We start from the raw sequence: 22,860 nt of genomic DNA on the forward strand, positions 1-22,860 counted from the left end.
ATAATTAATTAATCACCTTAAAAAAAGATTTATATGACTTCAAGTATCCTTTGCCTGAAACCATATCATACTCAACAAGTTTTAAATCATTTGCTATTTTTTCTTGTTCAGTAGTTAATTTTTCCTTATCAACACTAGCATTCTCAAGAACTTCAGTTAACAAAGCATAATATGGAGAAACTTTTGAGTTTGTTACTGCTAATAACTCAGCCGGAAAATCACTTGAATTAACCAGAGGATATGATAATACATCCGTTGAATAATTACTCCAAATAAAATAATCTGTTTGATATTGTCCGGCAGGATTGTCGATAAATGATTCTTGTGGATAGAAGCCAGGTAAGTGGTCTCCATAAAAAACAACAGTTATTTTTTTATTAATCTGACTTAATTGATCCAGCCAATTCTGAGTTGCTTTATCTGTCTGATAAAGCAACTTAGCATAATTATTCATATAATAATTTTCACCAGACGAAAAACCTTCACCTGACCCACCAACTTCAGAATCCTCATCTAGATTCCATGGTGCATGATTTTGGTATGTTATCACTGAAAAGAATTGATTCTTACTCTCATCAATATTATCTAGGACAGTTTGATAAGTCGAAGCATCACTCGGATATACACCATAATGTTCCAAATGTTTGGCCCTTTCAGTTCCATTACTCTCAGCAATAAATGTATCAAAACCAAGTTTACGGTACACTTCTTTTCGTGAATATGTTGCGGCATCTCCTAAATGAATAGTATATTTATCTTTTGAAGAGTACGAATCGCTAATTGAAGGAAAATAGGTCATCTGTGGTACAACATCTGTATACAATGTAGAAACTGAACTTGAAAGATTATACATTGGTAAACCTGTTAATGTTTCAAATTCCAAATTAGCTGTTCCACCACCATAGCCATCTGATTTCATTAATCCACTAGTCGTAGACTCTTTAACTGAACGAATTACTGGAATTGGATCAGTTGTTAAATTCACATTTGAAATCCGACTTGGATCAGAAAAACTTTCACTTAAAACATAAATAACCGTTTGATCTGAAATATTATTTTTTCGAGAAGCATTGATAACTTGAGCCTTATGAGTATATTTTTTTACAATTTTTTCAATCTTTTCTTTACTATACTCCTCAGGTTTCTCCATTTTTTTCGAAGTCATTTGTTTTAACCAAACAAACGTCAAAGAACGCTCGCGAGCAACTGTTCCCTGTCCCATCCACTCAATATTTTCAAAATTATTTAATCTAGATAAAATAGGTATATTTTCAGCGATATCACCATTTTCTTGCTGTAAAAATACAACAAATGTATAACTAAAAATAGAAATAATTGTAACTCCTGTAGCTAAACGTGCCTTCCAGTTTTTTGTAATTTTTCCTCTTAATAATTGATTTCTAAATAAATAGAAAAAGATAACTATTACAGACAAAGCTACTAACGAATAAAGAACCAATCTAATCTCAATATAAGATATTACAAGTCTAATTTCTTTTACCCAACTTAAATCACTAAATAACAGAGGTTCATTACGCATACTAAATTTTACGCTATTAGCAACTGTTATTATGATTCCTAAAATTACAATGAATGTCGTCGTACGTAAAATTCGATTGACAATCATGTAAAGTAACAAATTAAATAAAGCAATAACAACTATTTGAAATAAGGTCGCTGATGGGAAAATAAAACGATCTAATATTTCTCCCTCACTCTTGATTCCATATTGAAACAAATAGTTAAATACTATCGCTAAAAGAAAACTCAATACAACAACAAGTGAATAACTTGGAGTATTTTCTTTTATAGCTCTGAAGGAATTTAAAACAAAATAAATTAATAAGCTAATTAAAACTAAACTTATCATCACACTCCAAGTTACACTTGAGAGGTATCCACTATAATTCCCTTTATCAATATATTTTGTTACCTTTTCCACCATCATATCAGTAAAAAGGCTGCCATTAAGTATCAAAGAAGCTATTAAACCAATAGTAACCAATCGGTATGAATCAAATTCAGCTAAAAAACTATCTAAAAGTTCTCTAACTTGAAATTTAGAAGATAAATAAAAAATGGCAGCCGATAACAAAAGAATAAAAATAATAGTCGGTAAAAAAGAAAACTGTAAAAAGTCATTTTTTATTAGATTCCACCATTTAAAATCTCCATTATTTAAATTTCGAGTGATTACTAAGAAATAAGAAATAAAAAGATAAATTACATAACCACTTGCTATTTCAATAAAAAATTCTCTTTTAAAATAACTTGATAAATAAACAGCTATTCCTAAAACAGATAGAATATACGCAGTAATACAAAAAGTCTTAAGAATATGAAATTGATCTGATAAATTATCACCTTGTCCCTTCAACAAATAAAAGTTAATAAGGGAAAAGTTAAGATAAAAGAATAACGTAAACAGAAATAGATAATGTAAGATCTTCGTCCAATTAATTTCCTCAAAAATGACTTTAACCTTTTCTATCATGAGTCATTTTCTCCAAAATTCTTTTAACAATATATTTCATAGCTCTAGCTGGACCAACAAAGATATATTTAAAAGCACCTTTTATACCACCCATATATGTAAAATCAACATAAGTGTGAGGAGCACTATCACCACGTTCATTATATAATTTATTATCAACAAATGGTGTTATTGAAACTTGATTTTTAGAGATTCTAAAATCATAGTGTTCATTCCATGTAATATAAACAAGTAATCGTTCAATAGCATGTAAAATAGAATTTTGTGGTAATGGTTCAGCTGGAACATCTTCATCCGTTAATTCTAAATCAAATAACGGTTTTAAGGCATCATACCTAAACCAGACAAAGGTTCCATAACTCATAACAAATGTATGGAAATTATTGAAATCAATTGTTTTGGTCATTCCCATTTTTTCCCATAAATTATTCATTTCAGGAGCAATCAAATGTTCGTTCCATGCATCAACAATCTTATTAAATCTAAAGAAAGTCGGGATATCAGCAATAACAAGTCCCAATTTATCATTTTCAAAGTTAGCAAGAATATTATCAGCAGGTTTTATTAACATATCAATTAGCTCACTTCGCCAAGATTCACCTGCCCAAAAATCTGCCTCCTTAGATTTTTTAGTATGGAAATGTCCAATGTAATCATAATCAGATAAATATTCTTTCAACTTCAACATTGGTAGAATATCACGTCCAATATTTCCAGTTACAAAGATTCGAGCATTTTTGTCATTTTCATCTAAAATCGATTTAATTTCCTGTTGTTTAGTTTCACTATCAGTTGTAATATATAAATCATAACTAAAATGGAAATTTTCAAAAGCATTCAGAAAATCTTCTAATAAGTCAACATAGAAAACATGAAGATGTACTGCAATTTTTTTATCTGCTAAAGAAACCGCAGGGACTTCTTTAATGTATTTTCGAGCTAACAAATACTTAAAATCAGGGAAATTAATTTCAGACATATGTGAAATAATCAAATCTACTGGATAGTCCGATTGTTTAGTAATCTCATCTAAAAGATACGGAGTAATATGCTGATTATTATCAATTGCCTTAACTTTAATAAACGGCACTCTATGACTTAAAATTGCCGTTGGATGATAAAAGGAAAAATCAGCGTGTAACATGTGACTTGCATCTTCATTTACAGTATTAAAAATGACTTTATATTTAAATCCTGCATCCAAGAATTTTGTCGTTACTTGTGTTTCGTAGTTGTCAATAACATCTTGAACATTGGTATAGTTTTTTACATTTTCCCAAAAATTTTTAAACTCTGGAGAAACAATAACAGATTTTTTAAATGTAATAAAATAACTTTGAATATGTTCGCGAAAACCTTGAGTATAGCGAGATTTAGAAGTAGCACGGTTATTTGTTAGCCCCCAGAAATCAACACTATCATCACTCTCATACTCAAGATAGTAATCTTTAATATCCCACAACGGACCAAAACACGTATCATTCATAATTGTGACAGAATCATAAGTAGCCAGCTCTTCAAATCCAACTGCAGTCATACCATCACGCCAAGCAGCAAAATCAAAACCAATATTTTCTCTTTGGATAAACTGATCCATTAATCGAAGTTCGACTATTTTATGATAATCTTGCTCATTAATTGAACTATTTGAAATAAATACCACTTTTGAAAAAAGTGGGCGCATTTTTGTCAATTGGTAATACACATGTGAACTAATATGATTGTACTTATTAAAATGGACGTACAATAATAAACGTTTCATTATTTTCTCCTAAAAAAGTTGATGATTGCTGTTGGAATTTTCCAACGACGTGAATGCGTAACAGAGTTATAGGCGACAACCATTTTCTCTAATTCTCGCTTATAATAGTGTCTTTCATCATTTACTTGTTTAAATTTTACTCTATACGCTTCCAATTCTCTAACTTCTTTTTGTAAATGTGACAAATCTCGAGAGAGAACTTTAGCAATATAATCCTCACGATTAATATCATCTAAATTAAACATTTCATAAATTAGTTTAAAAGTTTTTTGACTGGATGTAGAAACATCATAAATCAATTGAGGATCATAATCTTTAAACATAACATAATTTCCAATGATATCACCATTTGAGTCACTTGATAAAATTTCTGTATCAGATTCCTGACTAATCAAAGCAACTCGCTTATAAAAACTAGGTAACTCAGATAAATCAACTCTAACTGTAGTTACTGCTTCTGGAAGATTGAACACTACGCATCCATTCTCTTCAAACTTATATTTAAGAACCTTATCTCCGCTAAAATTTTCACCTTCAGCAATATAATAGATTTTTACATATTGATTTTCAAAAGCTAAATTAATATTTTTATCAAAGTGAATACCAATTGCACGCTCTATTTCATCGCTGGCAATTGTCTGATACTTATTCAATATATAAATATATGCTTCATAGAATTTTAGAAGGTCACCTCTTGCTGAGCGTGAAATATCAAAGATTCGATAATTTAAAAACGTACTATGATTAGCAATAGGTTTTGCATTTCTTACTAAAACAAGATTTAAAAAGAAATCATAATCCTCAAGTTGTTTTATTCTATCATCATATTTTACGTCACCTAAAACAGACGTTCTAACTAATGAAGTCGACGAAATATAATTACCGACTAAGAATGTATTTAAGTCAAACTCTCTAGCTTGCATTACCACAGCACCGTTTTCAGGGTTTACTAAGTTACAATACGCAATATCAGCATTATTGTTTTCAAGACTGTACAATAATTCTGAAACATAATTTTTTTCAAGATAATCATCACTATCTACAAAAAGAAAAAAATCACCATTTATTAATTGTAAGCCCTTATTTCTGGTTCTTACCACTCCTAAATTGTCATGAACGAAATAATGAGTTTTGTTATAAGGAGAATCTTTAAGAGTTTCCTTAATAACCTGATCTGAATTATCTGTTGACCCATCATTTAATACAATTAATTCAATATTATTATGAGTTTGGTTAAATATACTTCTTAAACACTGTTCAATGTATTTTTCATGGTTATAACAAGTTACTAAAACTGATACTAAAGTCTCACTCATTTAAACTTCCAAGTTCCATTTCTTTGAATTATACCTGTTGCAGAATCTAAAGCAGAAATATCATCCGATGCGATATCATCTCTGTTGATTACAATAATAGGGTTTGTCGTAGCATCTGTAAATGCAAGCATGTTTCCGTCAACGTCTCTAACAGTCACTTCCAATTTTAATTTCAAATTGTTGACTGAAGATAATTTACATGAATAATAAGCTGTTTTATGTCCAATTCCCTTAGTCTTATTATCCAAAGTATTATCATTATAAATCCATACATTGCGATCAATATCAGTTAACGATAGTCCAATATATGTTTCAACGTCTTCCATCACATCATACTCAATTTTAAAATTAATATCATCATTTGGAGTAATCTGATTAGAAGATAATAATTCTAGCTTGAAATTTTCAACCTTTGGTTTTACTTTTTCAGCACTATCACCTTGGTTTTGTTCCTTCTGAGTCTCCTTCAAAGGAGCCGTATTATCGTAGCTATATTGATTGGCGACATCAAACGGATCACCATATGCTTTAACCAAACCGTTTTCAATAAGAACAGCGCGGTTACAATATTTCTTAACTGCCCCCATATCATGGGTTACAAGAATAGTCGTTTTTCCTGAAGCTTTGCGTTCCATGAAGTAATCATTACATTTACGTTGGAAAGCTTCATCACCTACGGCAAGCACTTCATCAAGGATAAGCACGTCACCTTGAGCTTTAATCGCAACTGAGAATGCTAGACGAACTTGCATACCACTTGAATAGTTTTTAAGTTTTTGGTTCATAAAATCTTCAAGCTCAGCAAATTCGACAATGTCATCGTACATAGCATCGATTTCTTCGGTTGTAAAGCCAAGCATGGCACCGTTCATATAGACATTTTCACGTCCAGTCAATTCAGGATTAAATCCAACACCAAGTTCGATAAATGAAACCATTTTACCATTTACTGTAACTGAACCTTTTTCAGGGACATAAATTTGTGAAATGATTTTCAAAAGTGTTGATTTACCTGAACCATTACGGCCAACAATTCCAAAAAAATCTCCTTTATGAACATCAAATGAAATATCTTTTAAGACATGTTGCTCACGATAACCTTTAATCCCTTTAAAACGATTAACGAGCGCTGTACGTAAACTATGAGTTGCTTCAGTTGGTAGTTTAAAATATTTACTAACATGATCAACTTTTACTGCAATTTCTTTATCTGACATTATAAAATCTCCGCAAATTTCTTAGCATGTTTATGGAAAATTGAATATCCAACAATAAGAATTAAAACTGGAAGGATGTAAGGAATAACTCCCCAAATATGATTGTTATATAACTCCCAACCACGCATGCTGCCTGAATAAACAATGTAATGACGCATATCTTGAATGATTTGTGCAAGTGGGTTTAGCATCATTAATTTTGCTACAGTAAACTGATTTTTTTGAATAATAAAAGTCAATGAATAGATAACAGGTGTAGCATACATTCCAGCTTGCATTACAACTTCCCAAATCGGTCCCAAGTCACGATATTTGACAAATAAAGCTGCAAGAATAAAAGCAACTCCCGCAGATATCATGGCTAATTCAATAAACAATGGAATAATGACTAAACAGTTCCAACTTAAGTGAACACCATTAACTAGTGCAAAAACAAATACAACTAAAAGGTTAATACCATAGTTAATAGCTGCACCAACTACTGAAGAGATAACAATGATTTCCTTAGAGAAATTCAATTTACGTAATAAGTCACCACGAGTTACAATTGAAACCATCCCCATATTGGTAGCTTCTTGGAAAAATGACCATGTTACCATACCTAAAAGCACACCAATTGCATAATGAGGTGTTCCGTCATCTAATTTCAAAAAACGGATAAATACCAAATACATAATTGTGAAAAGCATCAATGGTTTAAGAATTGACCACAAGTACCCAATTAAACTTCCTTGATAACGAAGTTTAAAGTCCGTTTTTACCATTTCTTTTAATAAGATTTTATTTTCTTTACTAAAGAACTTCATTTATTTCTCCTATAACCAAATTTGGTAATAATTAATGTTCTAAACACAAGCGTATGGAAGGTACGATTTTTTCGTAGGCCATACTGATTCAAGGTTTTAATTCGTTGAATCAGTGGCTTGTCCATAATCGTTGTGAAATTTTCAACCAAGTCTCTTTTTTCAGGGGTCAATGCTAAATATAATAAAAAGCGTGCTTGAGTTTGACTAGCATTAATCAACCACCAATATTTTTCGACTAATTTATGAGGTTTAATCCAATTTTTCATGCGTTTAGTCCATGTACGCGCCCCTAATACATTAGCATCATGTTGACGATACAATTCAGTTGGGTAATCAACATAAGCAAGATTACCTAAAGCGCTAGCAAGCAAAGCAAGATACCAATCGTGCATCAATAAATCATCTGTTGATGTCCACAATTCAGCCAATACATGATTTATCATTGCTGTACCGCCAGTTACTGTGTTTTCTGTTAATTCTTGAACCAACTCAGTATTGGCGTGATCAGACTGTGTTTTTATCATACTTTCGTGTAAAACATTTAAATCTCGGTCAACAATTTTCAAATCTGTATAAACCAATAAAGGTTTCTGACTATCATACTTTTGTGCTTCTGCTAAAGTAACTGCTAATTTATCTTCTAACCAAATATCATCTTGATCAGAAAAGAAATAGTAATCAGCTTTGCTATGTTTTAAAAGGGTATAAAAGTTTTTAATAACACCAAAATTTTCACGGTTGTCAGCATTAATAAAAACAATACGTGAATCAAGCTGCGTATATTGCTTAATAATTTCGGGTGTAGTGTCACTAGAGCCATCATCACGAATATACAAAGTCCAATCCTTGACTGTTTGTTTCTGAATACTTTCAATCTGTTCAGCCAAAAATTGTTCACCATTGTAGGTAGACATGAGAATATTAATCTTCATTTAAAAATAATCCCTCATACTCTCCAACGATTTTTTCCCATGTGTAATTTTGTTTAACAATGGCACGCGCACGATTGCCATATTCCGTAAAATCATAATGACCATCGGCGTCATTAATCAGACATGAGAGATTACCTGATGTTTTATTCCAATAAAAAGCACTTGCTCCCGCAACTGACTTATTGAAAGACACATCAAGCACAAGATTTAACTTGGTATGCCCTAGAGCTTCTAACAAACCAGGATTTGTTCCACCAACTTCATGACCGTGGATATAAGCAAAAGCATTCTCACGAATGTAGTTCAGCAAATCACGATCATACACCGTACCAACAAACTTAACCCTGTGATCACGTTCAAAGTTTGTCAAATGTTTTAACTTGTCAAAATAAGCACTATTTTTGTGGTTAGAAATAATAATCAAATCACGTCTTGTATTTGATTTCATAAACTCACGAATTGCTGTTTCATAATTGTTTTCTGGCACAAATCGGCCAACAATCAGATAATAGCCATTTTCCTTAGTTTTCCAATTATCAAAACATTTTCTAACCTTATAATCGTCAGCTGTCAGGGTTGATTTTTTCAAATCCGTTCCATAAGCAATAAAACGTGTCTTAGCATCTGGATAAGATTCTTTTATATAATTTTCAATACCAATATTATCTGAAATAACCAAATCAACTGTTTTAGCCATCGATTTTTCAGCATATTTTAAATAAGCTTGAACTGGTTTTGACCATTTTGAGCGTTTCCATTCAAGACCATCTGGATTGACATAAACTTTCCCACCAAGAGCGTGTATTCTCCAAACAAAAGGTGCAATAAATGCCCCAATTGTGTTACCCAAAATATAAAAAACAGGGTGTTCAATACCATATCTTTTTACCATTTGAAGTCCATAAGTAATTGCCATCATATCATAAGCAATCACTCGTGCTGGACCAATTTTAGGTACCTTGATGGTAAAACAATCTGCGCCCTCATATTTAAAATGCGTATGATGTTTATCATCACTTAAACAAGCGACATGATAAACAATATCTGAGCTCTGCTTATTTTTTACCAACTCCTCAACAAAAGTCTCAAAGCCACCATATTTCGCAGGTAAGCCTCGACTTCCGATGATGAATACATGTTGCATGGCACACTTCTCCATTCTAAAATACGATCAAAAAATATTATACCATATTTTAAATAAGCTGGCGATGGAAAAACGAAAGCTCCCAGAGAATACAGGTAATCTGGTGGAAATTCCACAAAAAAAAGACCAGTATTTCTACTGGTGTTATATTTTTATCTAATTCCCAAAGCAATGCGGGCATAGCGACTCATTTTATCAACTGACCAGGCTGGGTACCATACTAATTTGACTTCAGTATTAATTACCTCAGGAATCCCACGCATTGCATCGTGAATTTGATCGGTAAGAAGGTCTGCTAGTGGACATCCCATTGTTGTTAAGGTCATATCAATTTCAGTGTGTCCATTTTGTTCAAATCGAATCTCATAGACAAGTCCTAGATTAACAATATCAATCCCTAATTCAGGGTCAATAACTGTTTCCAAAGCTTCAAGAATGCGATCTTTAATCTTTGCGACATCTTCTTCTGTATATTTTTGTTCAGACATAAGCGAACCTCTTGACTATTTTTTTAATCTTCGATAAAATCACGGAGCTGTTTGCTACGGCTCGGATGGCGAAGCTTGCGAAGTGCTTTAGCTTCAATCTGACGAATACGTTCACGCGTCACATTGAACACTTTACCAACATCTTCCAATGTACGCATTTTACCATCATCGAGACCAAAACGCAAGCGCAAGACGTTCTCTTCACGGTCAGTCAATGTGTCTAAGACTTCATCAAGTTGTTCACGAAGAACAACACGAGCTGTGTAGTCTACTGGATTTTCAATAACTTCATCTTCAATGAAATCTCCAAGATGACTATCATCTTCTTCACCGATAGGTGTTTCAAGAGAAACAGGTTCTTGAGCAATCTTCAAGATTTCACGAACTTTATCAGGCGTCATATCCATACGTTCTGCAATTTGTTCTGGTGTCGGATCTTGTCCAAGTTCTTGAAGAAGGTTACGTTGTTCACGAACAAGTTTATTGATTGTTTCAACCATGTGAACAGGGATACGGATTGTACGAGCTTGGTCTGCAATCGCACGTGTAATAGCTTGACGAATCCACCATGTTGCATAAGTTGAGAATTTAAAACCTTTAGAGTAATCAAATTTATCAACAGCTTTCATCAATCCCATGTTACCTTCTTGGATAAGGTCAAGGAATTGCATACCACGTCCAACATAACGTTTAGCAATAGAAACCACCAGACGCAAGTTAGCTTCTGCCAAACGTTGTTTTGCTTGAAGATCTCCTGCTGCAACTGCAACTGCCAATTCTTTTTCTTCTTCGCTTGACAACAAAGGCACAACCCCAATTTCTTTAAGATACATACGAACTGGGTCATTAACTTTGGCAGAGTTGCTTCCAAGCAATTCTTCGTCAGTTAGTTCTTCTGGTTTTGGTTCTTCAACCACATATTTTGTTGATGGGTTACCTTCTTTATCAGTAATTGAAATACCACCGTCTGTCAAACGTTCCAAAAGATCATCGATTTGATCAGCATCGAGTGAAAATGGAATAACCAATTTTTCTGTCACTTCGTCATCGACAGCTGTTCCGTTCTTTTTATGATTACGAATAAATTCTGCAACTTGAACATTAAAAGTAGTAATTTCTTTTTCTTTTGCCATATTTTCCTCTATTCCATTTTTCTTTTTTGAGCAATGAGATTTTCCAAAGCCGCAAGTGCTGCATCAACATCTCCAAGATTGCTAGATTCACGAATTAACTTACTTTGCTTTTGCAAATCTCTTTCTTGGAGCAGGCGATTGCGTTTTTGAATAATTTCCTCAATTTCATTGGGTGCAACATCTTCTGGTAGATTTTCTTCTAACACTTGATAATACATCTGCCGCGTTCGGTCATCTAGCTGCGCTAAATCATAGGAAGTCACCTCACCTTGTTGCATCAATAAATCATAAAGTGTCTGCAATTCTTGGGTATCTAAGGTAAATTCTTCCCGATTTCTAAATTCATTAAGAAGATAATCATGCGTCAACAACCGTTGCATCAATTGACTCTCTGCTTTCATAACCGCAGAGATATTCTTTGAGATCGGTAACTCAACAACCGTCACTCTTTGCTTAGCAGCTTGCGATTGAAGAGCTGAACGATTCTGAAGACGCTCACTATTTACCGATTGCTCAACTTGATAATAATCAAAGTCAGGCAACAAATCAGCCACCATATTAATATACGAATTTTGTGCTGTAATTGACGGCGATTGTGCAATAATCTTAGAAATTTTTTCCACATAAGCAATCTCAGCCTGGAGATTATCACTATTTTCCGGTTTTAAGTAATGAATAAAGAATTCAGTACTGCTAATGCGACTATTTTCAAGCAAGTTAGCTAAGGCTTGAGGTGAATTCTTTTGAATGAATTCATCTGGGTCCATCTGTTCAGGAACTCGCACAATTTCAACATTAAAATCTTTTAAAAGCTCTAAAGACTTAGCAATCGCATTCTGCCCAGCATTATCACCATCGTATGTTAAAATAACTTTTTTAACATATCGTTTTAAATGTATAACGTGCTCAGGTGTTAACGCCGTCCCCATCGAAGCAACAGCATTTTCAATACCAGCGCGATAAGCCGCAATAACATCCATGAAACCTTCCATCAAGTAAACTTCATGTTTTTTAGACAAAACCGGGCGAGCTTTATCAAGATGATACAATTCATAAGACTTATTAAATAAAGCTGTCGACCTTGTGTTCTTATACTTAGCTTGCTGACTATCAAGATCTTCTTTTGTCCAAATACGCCCAGAAAAAGCGACCACCTGACCATTATCATCCGTCAAAGGAAACATGATACGATTTTGAAACGCATCATAAACTCGATTGGTACGTTCAGACAAATTAAAAAGACCTGAAGCCATCAAAGCATTCTCTTCATAACGTTTTGCAAGAGATTGATAAAGAAAATCAGGCTCATGTGGCGACAATCCAATATTGAAATAATCAATCAAGTCATCCGTCAAACCACGTTGCGCTAGATAAGCTTTCGCTTCTTGACCTTCTTTGGTTGTTTTTAAAACAGCATTGTAAAACTTAGCTGCGTCCTTATGAATATCAATAAGAACTTGGTTAGGATTTTGCGGTTTTGCTTGCGCTTGCTGCGTTTCAACCTGCAAAGGAATTCCAGCACGTTCAGCGACACGATGAACACTCTCTAAAAAGCTAATCTGATGATATTCCTCTAAAAACTTGTAAACATCCCCAGATTTTCCGCAACCAAAACAATGAAAAAACTGTTTATCTTCAATAACATTGAAAGACGGCGTTTTTTCCTTATGAAATGGACATAATCCTATATAGTTGCGTCCTGCACGTGTAAGATTGACCACTTCGCCAATAACATCAACAATATTAACGCTATTTTTTATCTCGGTAATTAACTCTTTGTCAATTGCCAAAAGATCACCTCCACGCACTAATCCCATTTTAGTTTTGTATTTCATTATACCATTTTGAATTCAATTTGTAAATTCTCAAAAACCAGACTTTAGCACATAATTTTGGTACAATAATACTAACAAAACATACAGGAGGTTTTTCATATGATTAAAGAACTTAAAGAATTTTTGTTCAAAGCAAACGTTCTTGATCTTGCTGTCGCTGTTGTTATGGGGACTGCTTTCAACGCTATCGTAACATCATTTGTTAACGATGTCATTACACCGCTTTTCTTAACCCCAGCTCTAAAAGCTGCTGGTGTTGCCAAAATCGCCGACCTTTCTTGGAATGGTGTTGCTTATGGTAGCTTTTTAAGTGCTGTTATTAACTTCCTTATTGTTGGTACAACACTATTCTTCATCGTCAAAGCTGCTAACGCCGCTGCTTCTCTAACTAAGAAAGAAGAAACTGAAAAAGCAACCGAAGATGCCGCTCCAACTCAAGAAGAACTTCTTGCAGAAATTCGCGATTTGTTGAAAGAAAAATAATCTTTATCAATCGTTAAAGTATAAAAAGAGACGCCTAACTTAGCGCCTCTTTTCTTTGTATCTAATGTTTAATTAGAATTTTTTACGTTTGCGAGCTGCTTCTGATTTGCGTTTACGTTTTACAGAAGGTTTTTCGTAGAATTCACGTTTACGTGATTCTTGAAGAGTCCCAGCTTTAGTCACAGAACGTTTGAAACGACGAAGTGCATCGTCAAGTGATTCGTTTTTACGTACTACTGTTTTTGACATATGTTTCACCTCCTCAAGACATTGTAACATTTATACGTTCCTCACCATGATACATGAATTATATCAAAAAGTCAATCTAAAAACCACATTAAATGACATTTTTTACGAGTTCTCCTAGTTCACTAAAATAAGGAAAGTTCTAAAATGAAGTTAGCCACCTAAGGGTATCAAAAAACATCGCAGAGAGATATAATTGTAATCACCACAACAACAATTAGAAAGACTCTGAGATGCAAAACTATTATACACCAAAAAGTAAACATTTAACACTAACTGAACGTAGAATGATTGAACGTTGGCTTCAAGAAGGGCTCTCAAATCGTGAAATCGCTAGGAGATTAGCTAAAGCTCCTCAAACCATTCACAACGAAGTCAAACGTGGTCAGGTTAGACAACAAGTGCGTAAAGGAAAATTTGAAGTGATCTACTCAGCTGATTTTGCTCAAAAAGCCTATCAAAACAATCGCAAACGTTCTGTTAAACAAGCCTCCCTAACCAAGGGACTCAAAGAAAAGATAACTCACTACATCGAACAGAAATACTCTCCCGAGATGATGGTAAAGTCAAAAGGGATACCTGTTCCCATCTCCACCATTTACTACTGGATTCATCATGGACACTTAGGATTGACCAAGGCTGATATGCTTTATCCTCGACAAGAGAAAGCTAAGAAAAAGCATGCTAGTCCCAATTTTAAGCCAGCTGGAAAGTCTATTGAGGAACGACCAGAAAGCATTAATAAGCGTGAGAATATCGGTGATTTTGAAATTGATACGGTTATTCAAACACGGGCAAAAAACGAGTGTCTGTTGACTCTAACCGATAGAAAGAGTCGTTATCAAATCATTCGAGTCATTCCCGATAAGTCCGCGGTTTCAGTCAATCAAGCTCTGAAAGCAATCCTCAAGGATTATCAAATGAATTCTATCACAGCTGATAACGGGGCTGAGTTCAGTCGTTTAGCGGAAGTTTTTGACCCTACTCATATCTATTATGCCCACCCGTATTCTTCTTGGGAGCGTGGTACTAATGAGAATCATAATAGACTCATCCGGCGTTGGTTGCCTAAGGGAAGCAAAAATGCGACTCAACAACAAGTCGCATTTATTGAAAACTGGATTAACAACTATCCAAAGAAACTATTCAATTATAAATCTCCTAAAGAGTTTTTACAGGCTGGCTAATTTGAACTTGAAATTTGGCGTTCACTAAAATAATATTTTTAAATAGAAAAAAAAGAGCTATAAATCAGCTCTCTTTTATTAGTCTTCAATTTCATTTGCTGTCAATTTTGCAGCATCTGAAATGTATTGTTTGTATTTATCGTCTTTAGCTAATTTTTTGATAACTTTATTAACTGTCTTAACCATTTTGCCACTACCTTTTGGCATTGCTACTGCCTTAGCGTCTCCATCACTAGTTTTTAGAGCAAAACCAGCAAGAGCAATATCTGAGTTTTGTGACAAGTAACCTTCAGCAACTGGTTTTTCAAGATCAACCGCTTGAACTTGACCAGATTTCAATTCATTGATAGCTTCACCCATTGCTGTTAGGGAAACGATTTTTGAATCTTTTAATTGATCTTTAGCCAAACCTTCTTCGATGGTTCCCTTTTGAACAGCTACTTTTTGATTGGCTAAACTGTCAATTGAAGCGAATTTATCAAGGTTACTTGATTTAACAAGAATAGCATTCTCAGTTTCATAGTATGGATCTGAGAAATCGTAAGCATTTTTACGTTCCTTAGTTGCTGACAAACCAGAAATCGCCATATCAGCTTTACCAGTTTGAAGACTTGAAAGGACGTTATCAAAACTCATTGAAGACAACTCAAGTTTAACACCAAGTTCTTCAGCGATAGCTTTCGCCAACTCAACGTCAGCACCGACAATAGTATCTTTGCCATTAACCAAGGCTTTAAACTCAAATGGTGCATAGTCTGGGCTGATTGCAACAACTAATTTACCTTTTTTAACCACTTTTTCTTGCAAATTTTCATTTGATGAAGACCCACAAGCTGCCAAGGCAAAAACAGAAACAAGCACAAGTGCCCCTAGAACAAGTTTTTTAATTTTCATATTTATTCTCTCTTCTCTTAATATTATCTCTATTTTATCCATTTTTTTGCGATTAGTCAATGATTTTTGAATAAAAATTCAGTTATTTATTCAAACACAAAGATAGTAGCTCTAATCCCTTTTCTAAAGTTTCTTTTTTACATGAATATCCTAATCTAACATAACCTTCTCGGTCAAAACGATTCCCAGGAACCAATAAAACACCATAGTCTTTGAGTAGAGTCAGGCAAAATTCTTCAATTGGACAATCGACTTTCAATTTAACAAAAGAAGTTGGCACTTCTGCTGGTCTTATATAGGAAGCTTTCTTCTCTTTTTTAACCCATCGGTCAAGAATTTCAAGGTTCTGTCTGATGATTTTGCGATTACGCTCTAAAATCACATCCTTATGTTTCAAAGCTAAGCTAGCAACCATATCGTCAAACACACCTGCACAAATCATGGTATAGTCACGATAATCGCGCAAAATGTCAGTCACTTCATCGCAAGCAGCTACCCATCCGACACGAATCCCTGGCAGCGAAAAGGTCTTAGAAAGACTATTTACCGAAATCCCCTTTTCATACAGATCAATAATCGACGAAACTTTCGTATTTGTAAAAGGATGATAAACCTCATCAGCCAAAATATAAGCTCCGCAAGATTTAGCAATAGAGACCAGTTCACGCAGATAGTCATCATCCATAACAGCACCCGTCGGGTTATTCGCATTATTAATACAAATCATTTTAGTATTTGGTCGAATCAGTTGACGAAGTTCAGCTAAGTCTGGTAACCACTTATTTTCTTCACGAACCTGCCATAAATCGACATCTGCTCCCAAAGATTTTGGAATATCGTATAGTTGCTGGTAGGTTGGATACAAAGAAATCACATGATCCCCAGGTTCAATCAAACCGTACAAGACCAACATATTTGCACCTGTGGCACCGTTGGTTTGGAGAATTTGATTTTCAGTTACGGATACGTATAGTTGACTGACTGCTTTTTTAAATTCTGGTGACCCTTCAATCCAACCATAATTTAATTTTTTAGCAAGTAATTCCTGATAAAAAGCCGTTTCTGATTCTCCTGTTAATTCGAATAATTCTTGCAATGTTAGAGCTTCTATTGACACACCTGCAATGTCATACACTGCTTCTCTTTCATAGCTATTGAGCCATCCTTCGACTCCAAATCGTGGTAATTTCATCGCTTACCTCTTTTGACTTTCTAAGATTATTTTACCATTCGTAAGGAAAAACTGAGAGTATTAACCCTCAGTTTCTTTTCACTTCATTATTTTGATTCAGAACTACTTTGCGTGTAAGTCGAAGCTTTTTCAATCCAAGCATCAAACTCACCTGATTGTTTAGCTTTCTTGATAACTTTATTCACAGAAGCGATTAGTTTTTTATCCGTTCCCTTAGCAAAGGCTACCGCATAAGTATCTGTATCAGTTGATTTCAATGGCCTACCTGCAATGGCTAAATCAGGATTTTGAGAAATATAGCCCTCAGCAATCGCTTTTTCTAGCACAACCGCCTGAAGTTGATTATTTTTCAATTCATTAATCATTTCACCGTTTGAAGTTAGTGAAACTAGACTTGAACTTGGTAATTGGTCTTTAGCAATATTTTCTTGAATTGACCCTTTTTGAGCACCAACAGATTTTCCTGCTAAGCTTTCAAGACTTGTGTAGGTCGCTAAATCAGCTTTTTTAAGAATCACGACATTTTCTGCTTCATAATAAGCATCAGAGAACTCGTAAGCTTTTTTACGTTCATCTGTCACTGAAATTCCTGCAATAGCAATATCAGATTTACCAGAAGTCACAGAAGCAAGAACGTTATTGAAGGACATCACTGAAAAATCAGCTTTAACATCCAATTCTTTGGCAATTGCCTTAGCTAAATCAATATCTGCCCCAACTAAGGTATCTTTGCCATCAATTAAAGTTTTAAACTCAAATGGTGCAAATTCAGATTCCGTCGCAATGATGATTTTACCTTTATTTTGAATACTTTTCTGACTTGTTCCTGACGTTGAACAAGCTGTCATCATTCCTACTGCTAAAAGTAGAAACAAACCTCCTAAAAACTTCTTCATATCATTTTCTCCTTAGTTACTTGATTCACTAGTTGACAAAGCATAAGCTTCTTGAACAAATTGGTCAATTTTACCTGAGTCTTTCAAGTCTTTGATAACTTTATTGACTTCTTTAGTCAATTTATCATCACCTTTAGGAAGAGCTACTGCATAAGCATCTGCGTCATCATTTTTCAACTTGATATTAGCAATTGTCAAATCGTCGTTATTAGCAGCATAGCCTTCTGCAATTGGTTTTTCAAGGACAACAGCTTGGATTTGACCGTTTTTCAATTCATTAATCATTTCGCCATTTTGTGTCAAAGCAACAACTTTTGAACCTTTCAATTGTTCAGAGGCTACATTTTCTTGAATAGATCCTTTTTGTGTTCCGACAGACAAACCATCTAATGAACTTGTTTTTGTATATTTATCAATATCTGTTTTCTTAATCAAAACAACATTTTCTGATTCGTAATAGGCTTCTGAGAAATTATAAGCTTTTTTACGTTCAGGCGTTGCAGAAATACCTGAGATAGCCACATCAGCTTTACCTGATTGGAGACTTGCCAAAACATTGTTAAATGACATTGAAGAGAATTTCACTTTAACGCCAAGCTCTTCACCAATAGCTTTTGCAATCTCTACATCCGCACCAACAATAGTATCTTTGCCATCAACTAAAGTTTTAAATTCAAAAGGAGCGAATTCCGGATTCATAGCAACGACAAGAGTTCCTTTATCTTTAATATCTGAAACTGATGTATCTTTTTGATTTCCTGAGCCACAAGCTGTCAATAGAAAAGCTGAAGCAACAAGAGCTAACCCACCAAACATTTTACTTACTTTCATAGTCATTTTCTCTTTTCTTTTTTGATATGTATACATTTTATTTAATATTTATACATTTGTCAACCCTATTTTTATAAAAATTCAATATTTTTGTGTTTTTTCTGTATATACATAAAAAGCGAGATTGTTTTATCAACCTCGCATTCTTATTTATACTCTATTTAAATCTTATTTGCTGTGCCAGATTTCATCGTTGTATTGTTCGATTGTACGGTCTGATGAAAAGAAACCAGCTTTAGCGATATTCTTAATAACCTTAGTCATCCAAGATTTTTGATCTTCGTAATCAGCAAGCATTTGTTCTTTAACAGCAATGTATTCTTTAAGGTCAATCAATGTCATGAACCAGTCTTTGTTAATCAATTCATTATAGAGACGTTCAAGACGTTCAGCATTACCATGTTTAACCAATTCATCACTAACAATAAAGTCTACTGCTTCTTTGATGACTGGATCATTTTCATAGTAATCAGTTGCTACGTAACCTTGAGTTGCATAAAGATCAATGATTGTATCTGAATCTTTACCAAATGTATAAATATTATCCATACCAGCAAGTTCAGCAATTTCAACGTTGGCACCGTCCATTGTACCAAGTGTCAATGCTCCATTAAGCATGAATTTCATATTACCAGTACCTGATGCTTCTTTAGAAGCAAGAGAGATTTGTTCTGAAATATCTGTTGCAGGAATCAAGTGTTCAGCTACAGTAACATTGTAATTTTCAACCAAGTGAATATTTAAGTATTTGTTAACTTCTGGGTCATTGTTAATCAATTCAGACAAGCAAAGAATCAAGTGAATAACATCTTGTGCAATGATGTATGCTGGTGCTGCTTTACCACCAAAGATAACAGTTATTTTACGCTCTGGAAGGTTACCACGTTTGATTTCAAGGTATTTATGAATGACATAAAGAGCATTCATTTGTTGACGTTTGTACTCATGGAAACGTTTGATTTGTGTATCAATAATTGAATTTTCATCAAGTTCAATACCTTTATTATCTTTAAGGTAACGTTTAAGAGCTAATTTGTTATTGTGTTTGATTTCAGCAAGTTTTGCATGAACAGCTTCATCGTCAGCATAAGCAAGTAATTTTTCAAGCTTAGTAGCATCAGTAAGGTATTCATCACCGATTAATTCTTTAAGGTAATCAGCTAAATCTTGGTTAGCAAATTCAAGCCAACGACGGAATGTAATACCATTTGTTTTGTTATTGAATTTTTCAGGATAAATGTCATAGAATGGTTTCAATTCACTATTTTTAAGGATTTCAGTGTGAAGAGCAGCTACACCATTTACTGAAGTTGAGAAGTGAATATCCATATGCGCCATGTGAACACGACCTGATTCATCAATGATTTGAACGACTGGATCTGAATATTGGCTAGCAACAAGTTTGTTTAATTTTTCAATGATTGTTACCAAGTGCGGCACAACTTCGTTAAGGTAATCAAGAGGCCACTTTTCAAGCGCTTCAGCCAAGATTGTGTGGTTAGTGTAACCAACCATGCTTTTCACGATTGAAACTGCTTCTTCAAATTCAATACCATGTTTTTCAGTCAAAAGACGAATCAACTCAGGAATAACCATTGATGGGTGAGTATCGTTAATTTGAACATAAGCGTAGTCAGCTAAATCGTGAAGATTTGAACCACGTTCGATAGCTTCATCAATCAACAATTGTGCAGCATTTGATACCATGAAGTATTGTTGATAGATACGAAGCAATTCACCATTACGGTCTGAATCATCTGGGTAAAGGAAGAGTGTCAAGTTTTTCTTGATTTCAGTCTTATCAAATGAAATACCATCGTGAATCAAACCGTAGTCAAGCCCGTCAATATCAAACAAGTTCAAGTAGTTTTTAGTATCGCGTTTGTAGCCAAGAACATCAATACGGTCAAGACGAGATTTAAGTGTAAAATCTTTAAATGGAACATCGTAGCTGATGTCAGTTGGTACAAGCCATGAATCTTTTTCAATCCAGTAGTTAGCTTCTGCTTCTTGTTGGTTATCAACGAAGACTTGTTTGAATAGACCACAGTGGTAATTAAGTCCAACACCTTCACCATTGATACCAAGAGTTGACATTGAATCTATGAAACACGATGCCAAACGACCAAGACCACCATTACCAAGTGATGGTTCAAGTTCGACATCTTCTACTTCTGCGATTGATTTACCTGCTGCAGCTAGTTCAGCTTTAACATCTTTATAGATACCAAGGTTAATCAAGTTGTTTGACAAAAGTTTACCAATAAGAAATTCAGCAGAAATGTAGTAAACTTTGCGTTTAGCTGTATTTTTTGGTTTTTCGGCAGCTAATTCTTTAACGTAGTGCAAAAGTGCTACATAGATATCTTCATTGCTCAATTCGGCAAGTTTTTGGCCTTTCGAAGTTACGTAATCTGTAAATTTAGTTGTCATTATAATATCCCTTTTTCTTTTTTATTTAAATGTATTTTTGCGGCAATAAAGTGCTGTGATGTCTTTCAAGAAAGCTTTGCGTTCATCTGTCAAATCTTCTTTTAATATACGCCATTGCCAGTTGCCACCAACAGTATTTGGAATGTTCATGCGAGACTCAGCTGGTTTGTCAAGAATGTCTTGCATAGTCGCAATTGCAATATCACTAACCGTTGCAAACAAGGTACGAAGCATTGTTTGTGTGATTGGCTCGCCTTCATGACGATGTGTATAAGCATCAACAAATGCTTTTTGTTCATCTGTCAAGTTATCGTACCAACCATTAACCACTTCGTTATCATGTGTGCCGTTGTAAGCAACGCTATTTTTATTGCAGTTATGCGGAGCATCGATACTCTTACCTTCTGTATCGTAGAAACCAAATTCAAGAATCTTCATACCTGGGAAAGCAGTGTCAGTTAACAATTGCTCGGCTTTGGCATCAATATAACCGAGGTTTTCTGCAATAATAGGAAGTTCGCCAAGTTTGTCACGTACAACATCAAACAAAGCACGTCCTGGACCAGGTTGCCAACTACCATCATTCGCTGTCTTGTAATCCCCACGAATTTCCCAATAATCTGAGAAGCCTTTAAAGTGGTCGATACGAAGAAGGTCGTAGAGCTTAATTCCCTCTTTAATACGATAAACCCACCAAGCGTAATTTGTTTTTTTGTGGTTTTCCCAATCATAAATTGGATTTCCCCAAAGTTGACCATCATCACTAAATGAATCCGCAGGAACACCAGCAATACAAAGTGGGGTCTTTTCAGCATCAACTTTGAAAAGTTCAGGCATTGTCCAAACCTCTACGCTATCAGCAGAAACGTAGATTGGCATATCACCGATAATCTTAATACCTTTTTCATTAGCATAAGCTTTTAAATCAGCCCATTGTTGGTAGAAGAAATATTGAGTGACTTTATGATAAGTAATAACATCTTTTAATTTTTCACGATAAGTTTCAAGAGCAGCTTCTTCGCGACGAACAACCGCTTTATCATCCCATTCTTGCAAAGCTTTATTGCCAAAGAATTCTTTAATGGCCATGAATTCAGCGTAATCTTTCACCCATGTAGCTTCTTTTTCAAATTCAGCTAAAGCTTTTTGGTTATCAGCACTTTGCATAAATTCTGCAACTGCTTTCTCCAAAATTGGACGACGAGCTTCAAAAATGCGAGCATAATCAACATTTTCTAAATCATCACCGAAGTTAACAGTTTCATAGTCTTCTTTTGCTAAATAGCCTTGTTTACAAAGTAATTCTAAGTCAATTAAGTGTGTATTCCCAGCAGTTGCTGAGAATGATTGATAAGGTGAATCACCATAACTTGTCGTTGTTAATGGTAGGATTTGCCAGTATGTTTGGTCAGTTTCAACCAAGAAATCAACGAAGTTATATGCTTCTTGACCAAATGTTCCCACCCCTTGTTTGCCAGGTAATGATGTGATATGCATCAATACACCACTTGCACGTTTTTTCATATGTTTTCTCCTTTATCAGCTATCTTTACACTGCAAATTATAACGCA

Annotated in this window: 19 protein-coding genes; 2 read left to right on the forward strand and 17 right to left on the reverse strand. The window is 34.4% G+C overall.

Annotated features, from left to right (window positions below; translation table 11 throughout):
• Positions 1–4: 4 nt before the first annotated feature.
• The 10 genes from DQN23_RS05560 to dnaG form a co-directional block, all read right to left on the reverse strand.
• Complete coding sequence (locus DQN23_RS05560; RefSeq protein WP_111712885.1) at positions 5–2,494, reverse strand: alkaline phosphatase family protein; 2,490 nt, start codon at positions 2,492–2,494, stop codon at positions 5–7.
• A complete protein-coding gene (locus DQN23_RS05565) occupies positions 2,478–4,256 on the reverse strand; it encodes a rhamnan synthesis F family protein (RefSeq protein ID WP_111712886.1) in 1,779 nt (592 codons plus the stop codon). Before DQN23_RS05565 ends, DQN23_RS05560 begins: the two co-directional genes overlap by 17 nt.
• Entirely contained in the window at positions 4,256–5,572 is a 1,317-nt protein-coding gene (locus tag DQN23_RS05570) for a glycosyltransferase family 2 protein (protein ID WP_111712887.1), read from the reverse strand. Before DQN23_RS05570 ends, DQN23_RS05565 begins: the two co-directional genes overlap by 1 nt.
• A complete protein-coding gene (locus tag DQN23_RS05575; RefSeq protein WP_111712888.1) occupies positions 5,569–6,789 on the reverse strand; it encodes an ABC transporter ATP-binding protein in 1,221 nt (406 codons plus the stop codon). The genes DQN23_RS05570 and DQN23_RS05575 overlap by 4 nt, the downstream gene beginning before the upstream one ends.
• Positions 6,789–7,595, reverse strand: coding sequence for an ABC transporter permease (locus DQN23_RS05580; protein WP_058814048.1), 807 nt, complete (start codon positions 7,593–7,595; stop codon positions 6,789–6,791). Before DQN23_RS05580 ends, DQN23_RS05575 begins: the two co-directional genes overlap by 1 nt.
• Entirely contained in the window at positions 7,592–8,527 is a 936-nt protein-coding gene (locus tag DQN23_RS05585) for a glycosyltransferase family 2 protein (protein ID WP_020917006.1), read from the reverse strand. The genes DQN23_RS05580 and DQN23_RS05585 overlap by 4 nt, the downstream gene beginning before the upstream one ends.
• The gene (cps2T, locus tag DQN23_RS05590; RefSeq protein ID WP_061408130.1) at positions 8,517–9,671 is read right to left on the reverse strand and encodes a beta 1-4 rhamnosyltransferase Cps2T; all 1,155 of its coding nucleotides are present in this window, start codon (positions 9,669–9,671) and stop codon (positions 8,517–8,519) included. The genes DQN23_RS05585 and cps2T overlap by 11 nt, the downstream gene beginning before the upstream one ends.
• A 152-nt stretch (positions 9,672–9,823) precedes the next feature.
• Positions 9,824–10,159 carry a metal-sulfur cluster assembly factor gene (locus tag DQN23_RS05595; protein ID WP_020917008.1) on the reverse strand — a complete coding sequence of 112 codons (336 nt, stop codon included), beginning with the start codon at positions 10,157–10,159 and terminating at the stop codon, positions 9,824–9,826.
• Between the two features lie 23 nt (positions 10,160–10,182).
• Positions 10,183–11,292, reverse strand: a complete 1,110-nt coding sequence (gene rpoD / locus DQN23_RS05600; RefSeq protein WP_020917009.1) for an RNA polymerase sigma factor RpoD — start codon at positions 11,290–11,292, stop codon at positions 10,183–10,185.
• 8 nt (positions 11,293–11,300) lie between these two features.
• Positions 11,301–13,109: a DNA primase gene (dnaG, locus tag DQN23_RS05605; protein WP_167394773.1), complete on the reverse strand. Its 1,809-nt coding sequence runs from the start codon at positions 13,107–13,109 to the stop codon at positions 11,301–11,303.
• Positions 13,110–13,226: 117 nt separating this feature from the next.
• Between dnaG and mscL the strand changes: the two genes are divergently transcribed.
• The gene (mscL, locus tag DQN23_RS05610) at positions 13,227–13,610 is read left to right on the forward strand and encodes a large conductance mechanosensitive channel protein MscL (RefSeq protein WP_020917011.1); all 384 of its coding nucleotides are present in this window, start codon (positions 13,227–13,229) and stop codon (positions 13,608–13,610) included.
• Between the two features lie 72 nt (positions 13,611–13,682).
• Here the strand turns inward: mscL and rpsU are convergent, their stop codons facing one another.
• On the reverse strand, positions 13,683–13,859 hold the full coding sequence (gene rpsU / locus DQN23_RS05615) for a 30S ribosomal protein S21 (RefSeq protein WP_000048058.1): 177 nt from the start codon (positions 13,857–13,859) through the stop codon (positions 13,683–13,685).
• A 230-nt stretch (positions 13,860–14,089) separates the two neighbouring features.
• Here rpsU and DQN23_RS05620 point away from each other — a divergent pair, with 230 nt between their 5' ends.
• Positions 14,090–15,043, forward strand: a complete 954-nt coding sequence (locus DQN23_RS05620; RefSeq protein ID WP_111712890.1) for an IS30 family transposase — start codon at positions 14,090–14,092, stop codon at positions 15,041–15,043.
• 78 nt (positions 15,044–15,121) lie between these two features.
• On the opposite strand, the gene DQN23_RS05625 is transcribed toward DQN23_RS05620, so the two are convergent.
• The 6 genes from DQN23_RS05625 to malQ all read right to left on the reverse strand — a co-directional run bounded on the left by DQN23_RS05625 (position 15,122) and on the right by malQ (position 22,813).
• Positions 15,122–15,937, reverse strand: a complete 816-nt coding sequence (locus tag DQN23_RS05625) for a transporter substrate-binding domain-containing protein (RefSeq protein ID WP_058814052.1) — start codon at positions 15,935–15,937, stop codon at positions 15,122–15,124.
• 82 nt (positions 15,938–16,019) lie between these two features.
• Positions 16,020–17,129 carry an aminotransferase gene (locus DQN23_RS05630; RefSeq protein WP_020917013.1) on the reverse strand — a complete coding sequence of 370 codons (1,110 nt, stop codon included), beginning with the start codon at positions 17,127–17,129 and terminating at the stop codon, positions 16,020–16,022.
• An 86-nt stretch (positions 17,130–17,215) separates the two neighbouring features.
• The gene (locus tag DQN23_RS05635; RefSeq protein ID WP_058814054.1) at positions 17,216–18,025 is read right to left on the reverse strand and encodes a transporter substrate-binding domain-containing protein; all 810 of its coding nucleotides are present in this window, start codon (positions 18,023–18,025) and stop codon (positions 17,216–17,218) included.
• Between the two features lie 12 nt (positions 18,026–18,037).
• Positions 18,038–18,856, reverse strand: coding sequence for a transporter substrate-binding domain-containing protein (locus tag DQN23_RS05640; protein WP_278007729.1), 819 nt, complete (start codon positions 18,854–18,856; stop codon positions 18,038–18,040).
• 168 nt (positions 18,857–19,024) lie between these two features.
• A complete protein-coding gene (glgP, locus tag DQN23_RS05645; protein ID WP_111712891.1) occupies positions 19,025–21,289 on the reverse strand; it encodes a glycogen/starch/alpha-glucan family phosphorylase in 2,265 nt (754 codons plus the stop codon).
• A 21-nt stretch (positions 21,290–21,310) separates the two neighbouring features.
• Positions 21,311–22,813, reverse strand: coding sequence for a 4-alpha-glucanotransferase (gene malQ / locus DQN23_RS05650; protein WP_111712892.1), 1,503 nt, complete (start codon positions 22,811–22,813; stop codon positions 21,311–21,313).
• Positions 22,814–22,860: the final 47 nt, after the last annotated feature.

This window comes from Streptococcus lutetiensis (genome assembly GCF_900475675.1).
GTDB lineage: Bacteria > Bacillota > Bacilli > Lactobacillales > Streptococcaceae > Streptococcus > Streptococcus lutetiensis.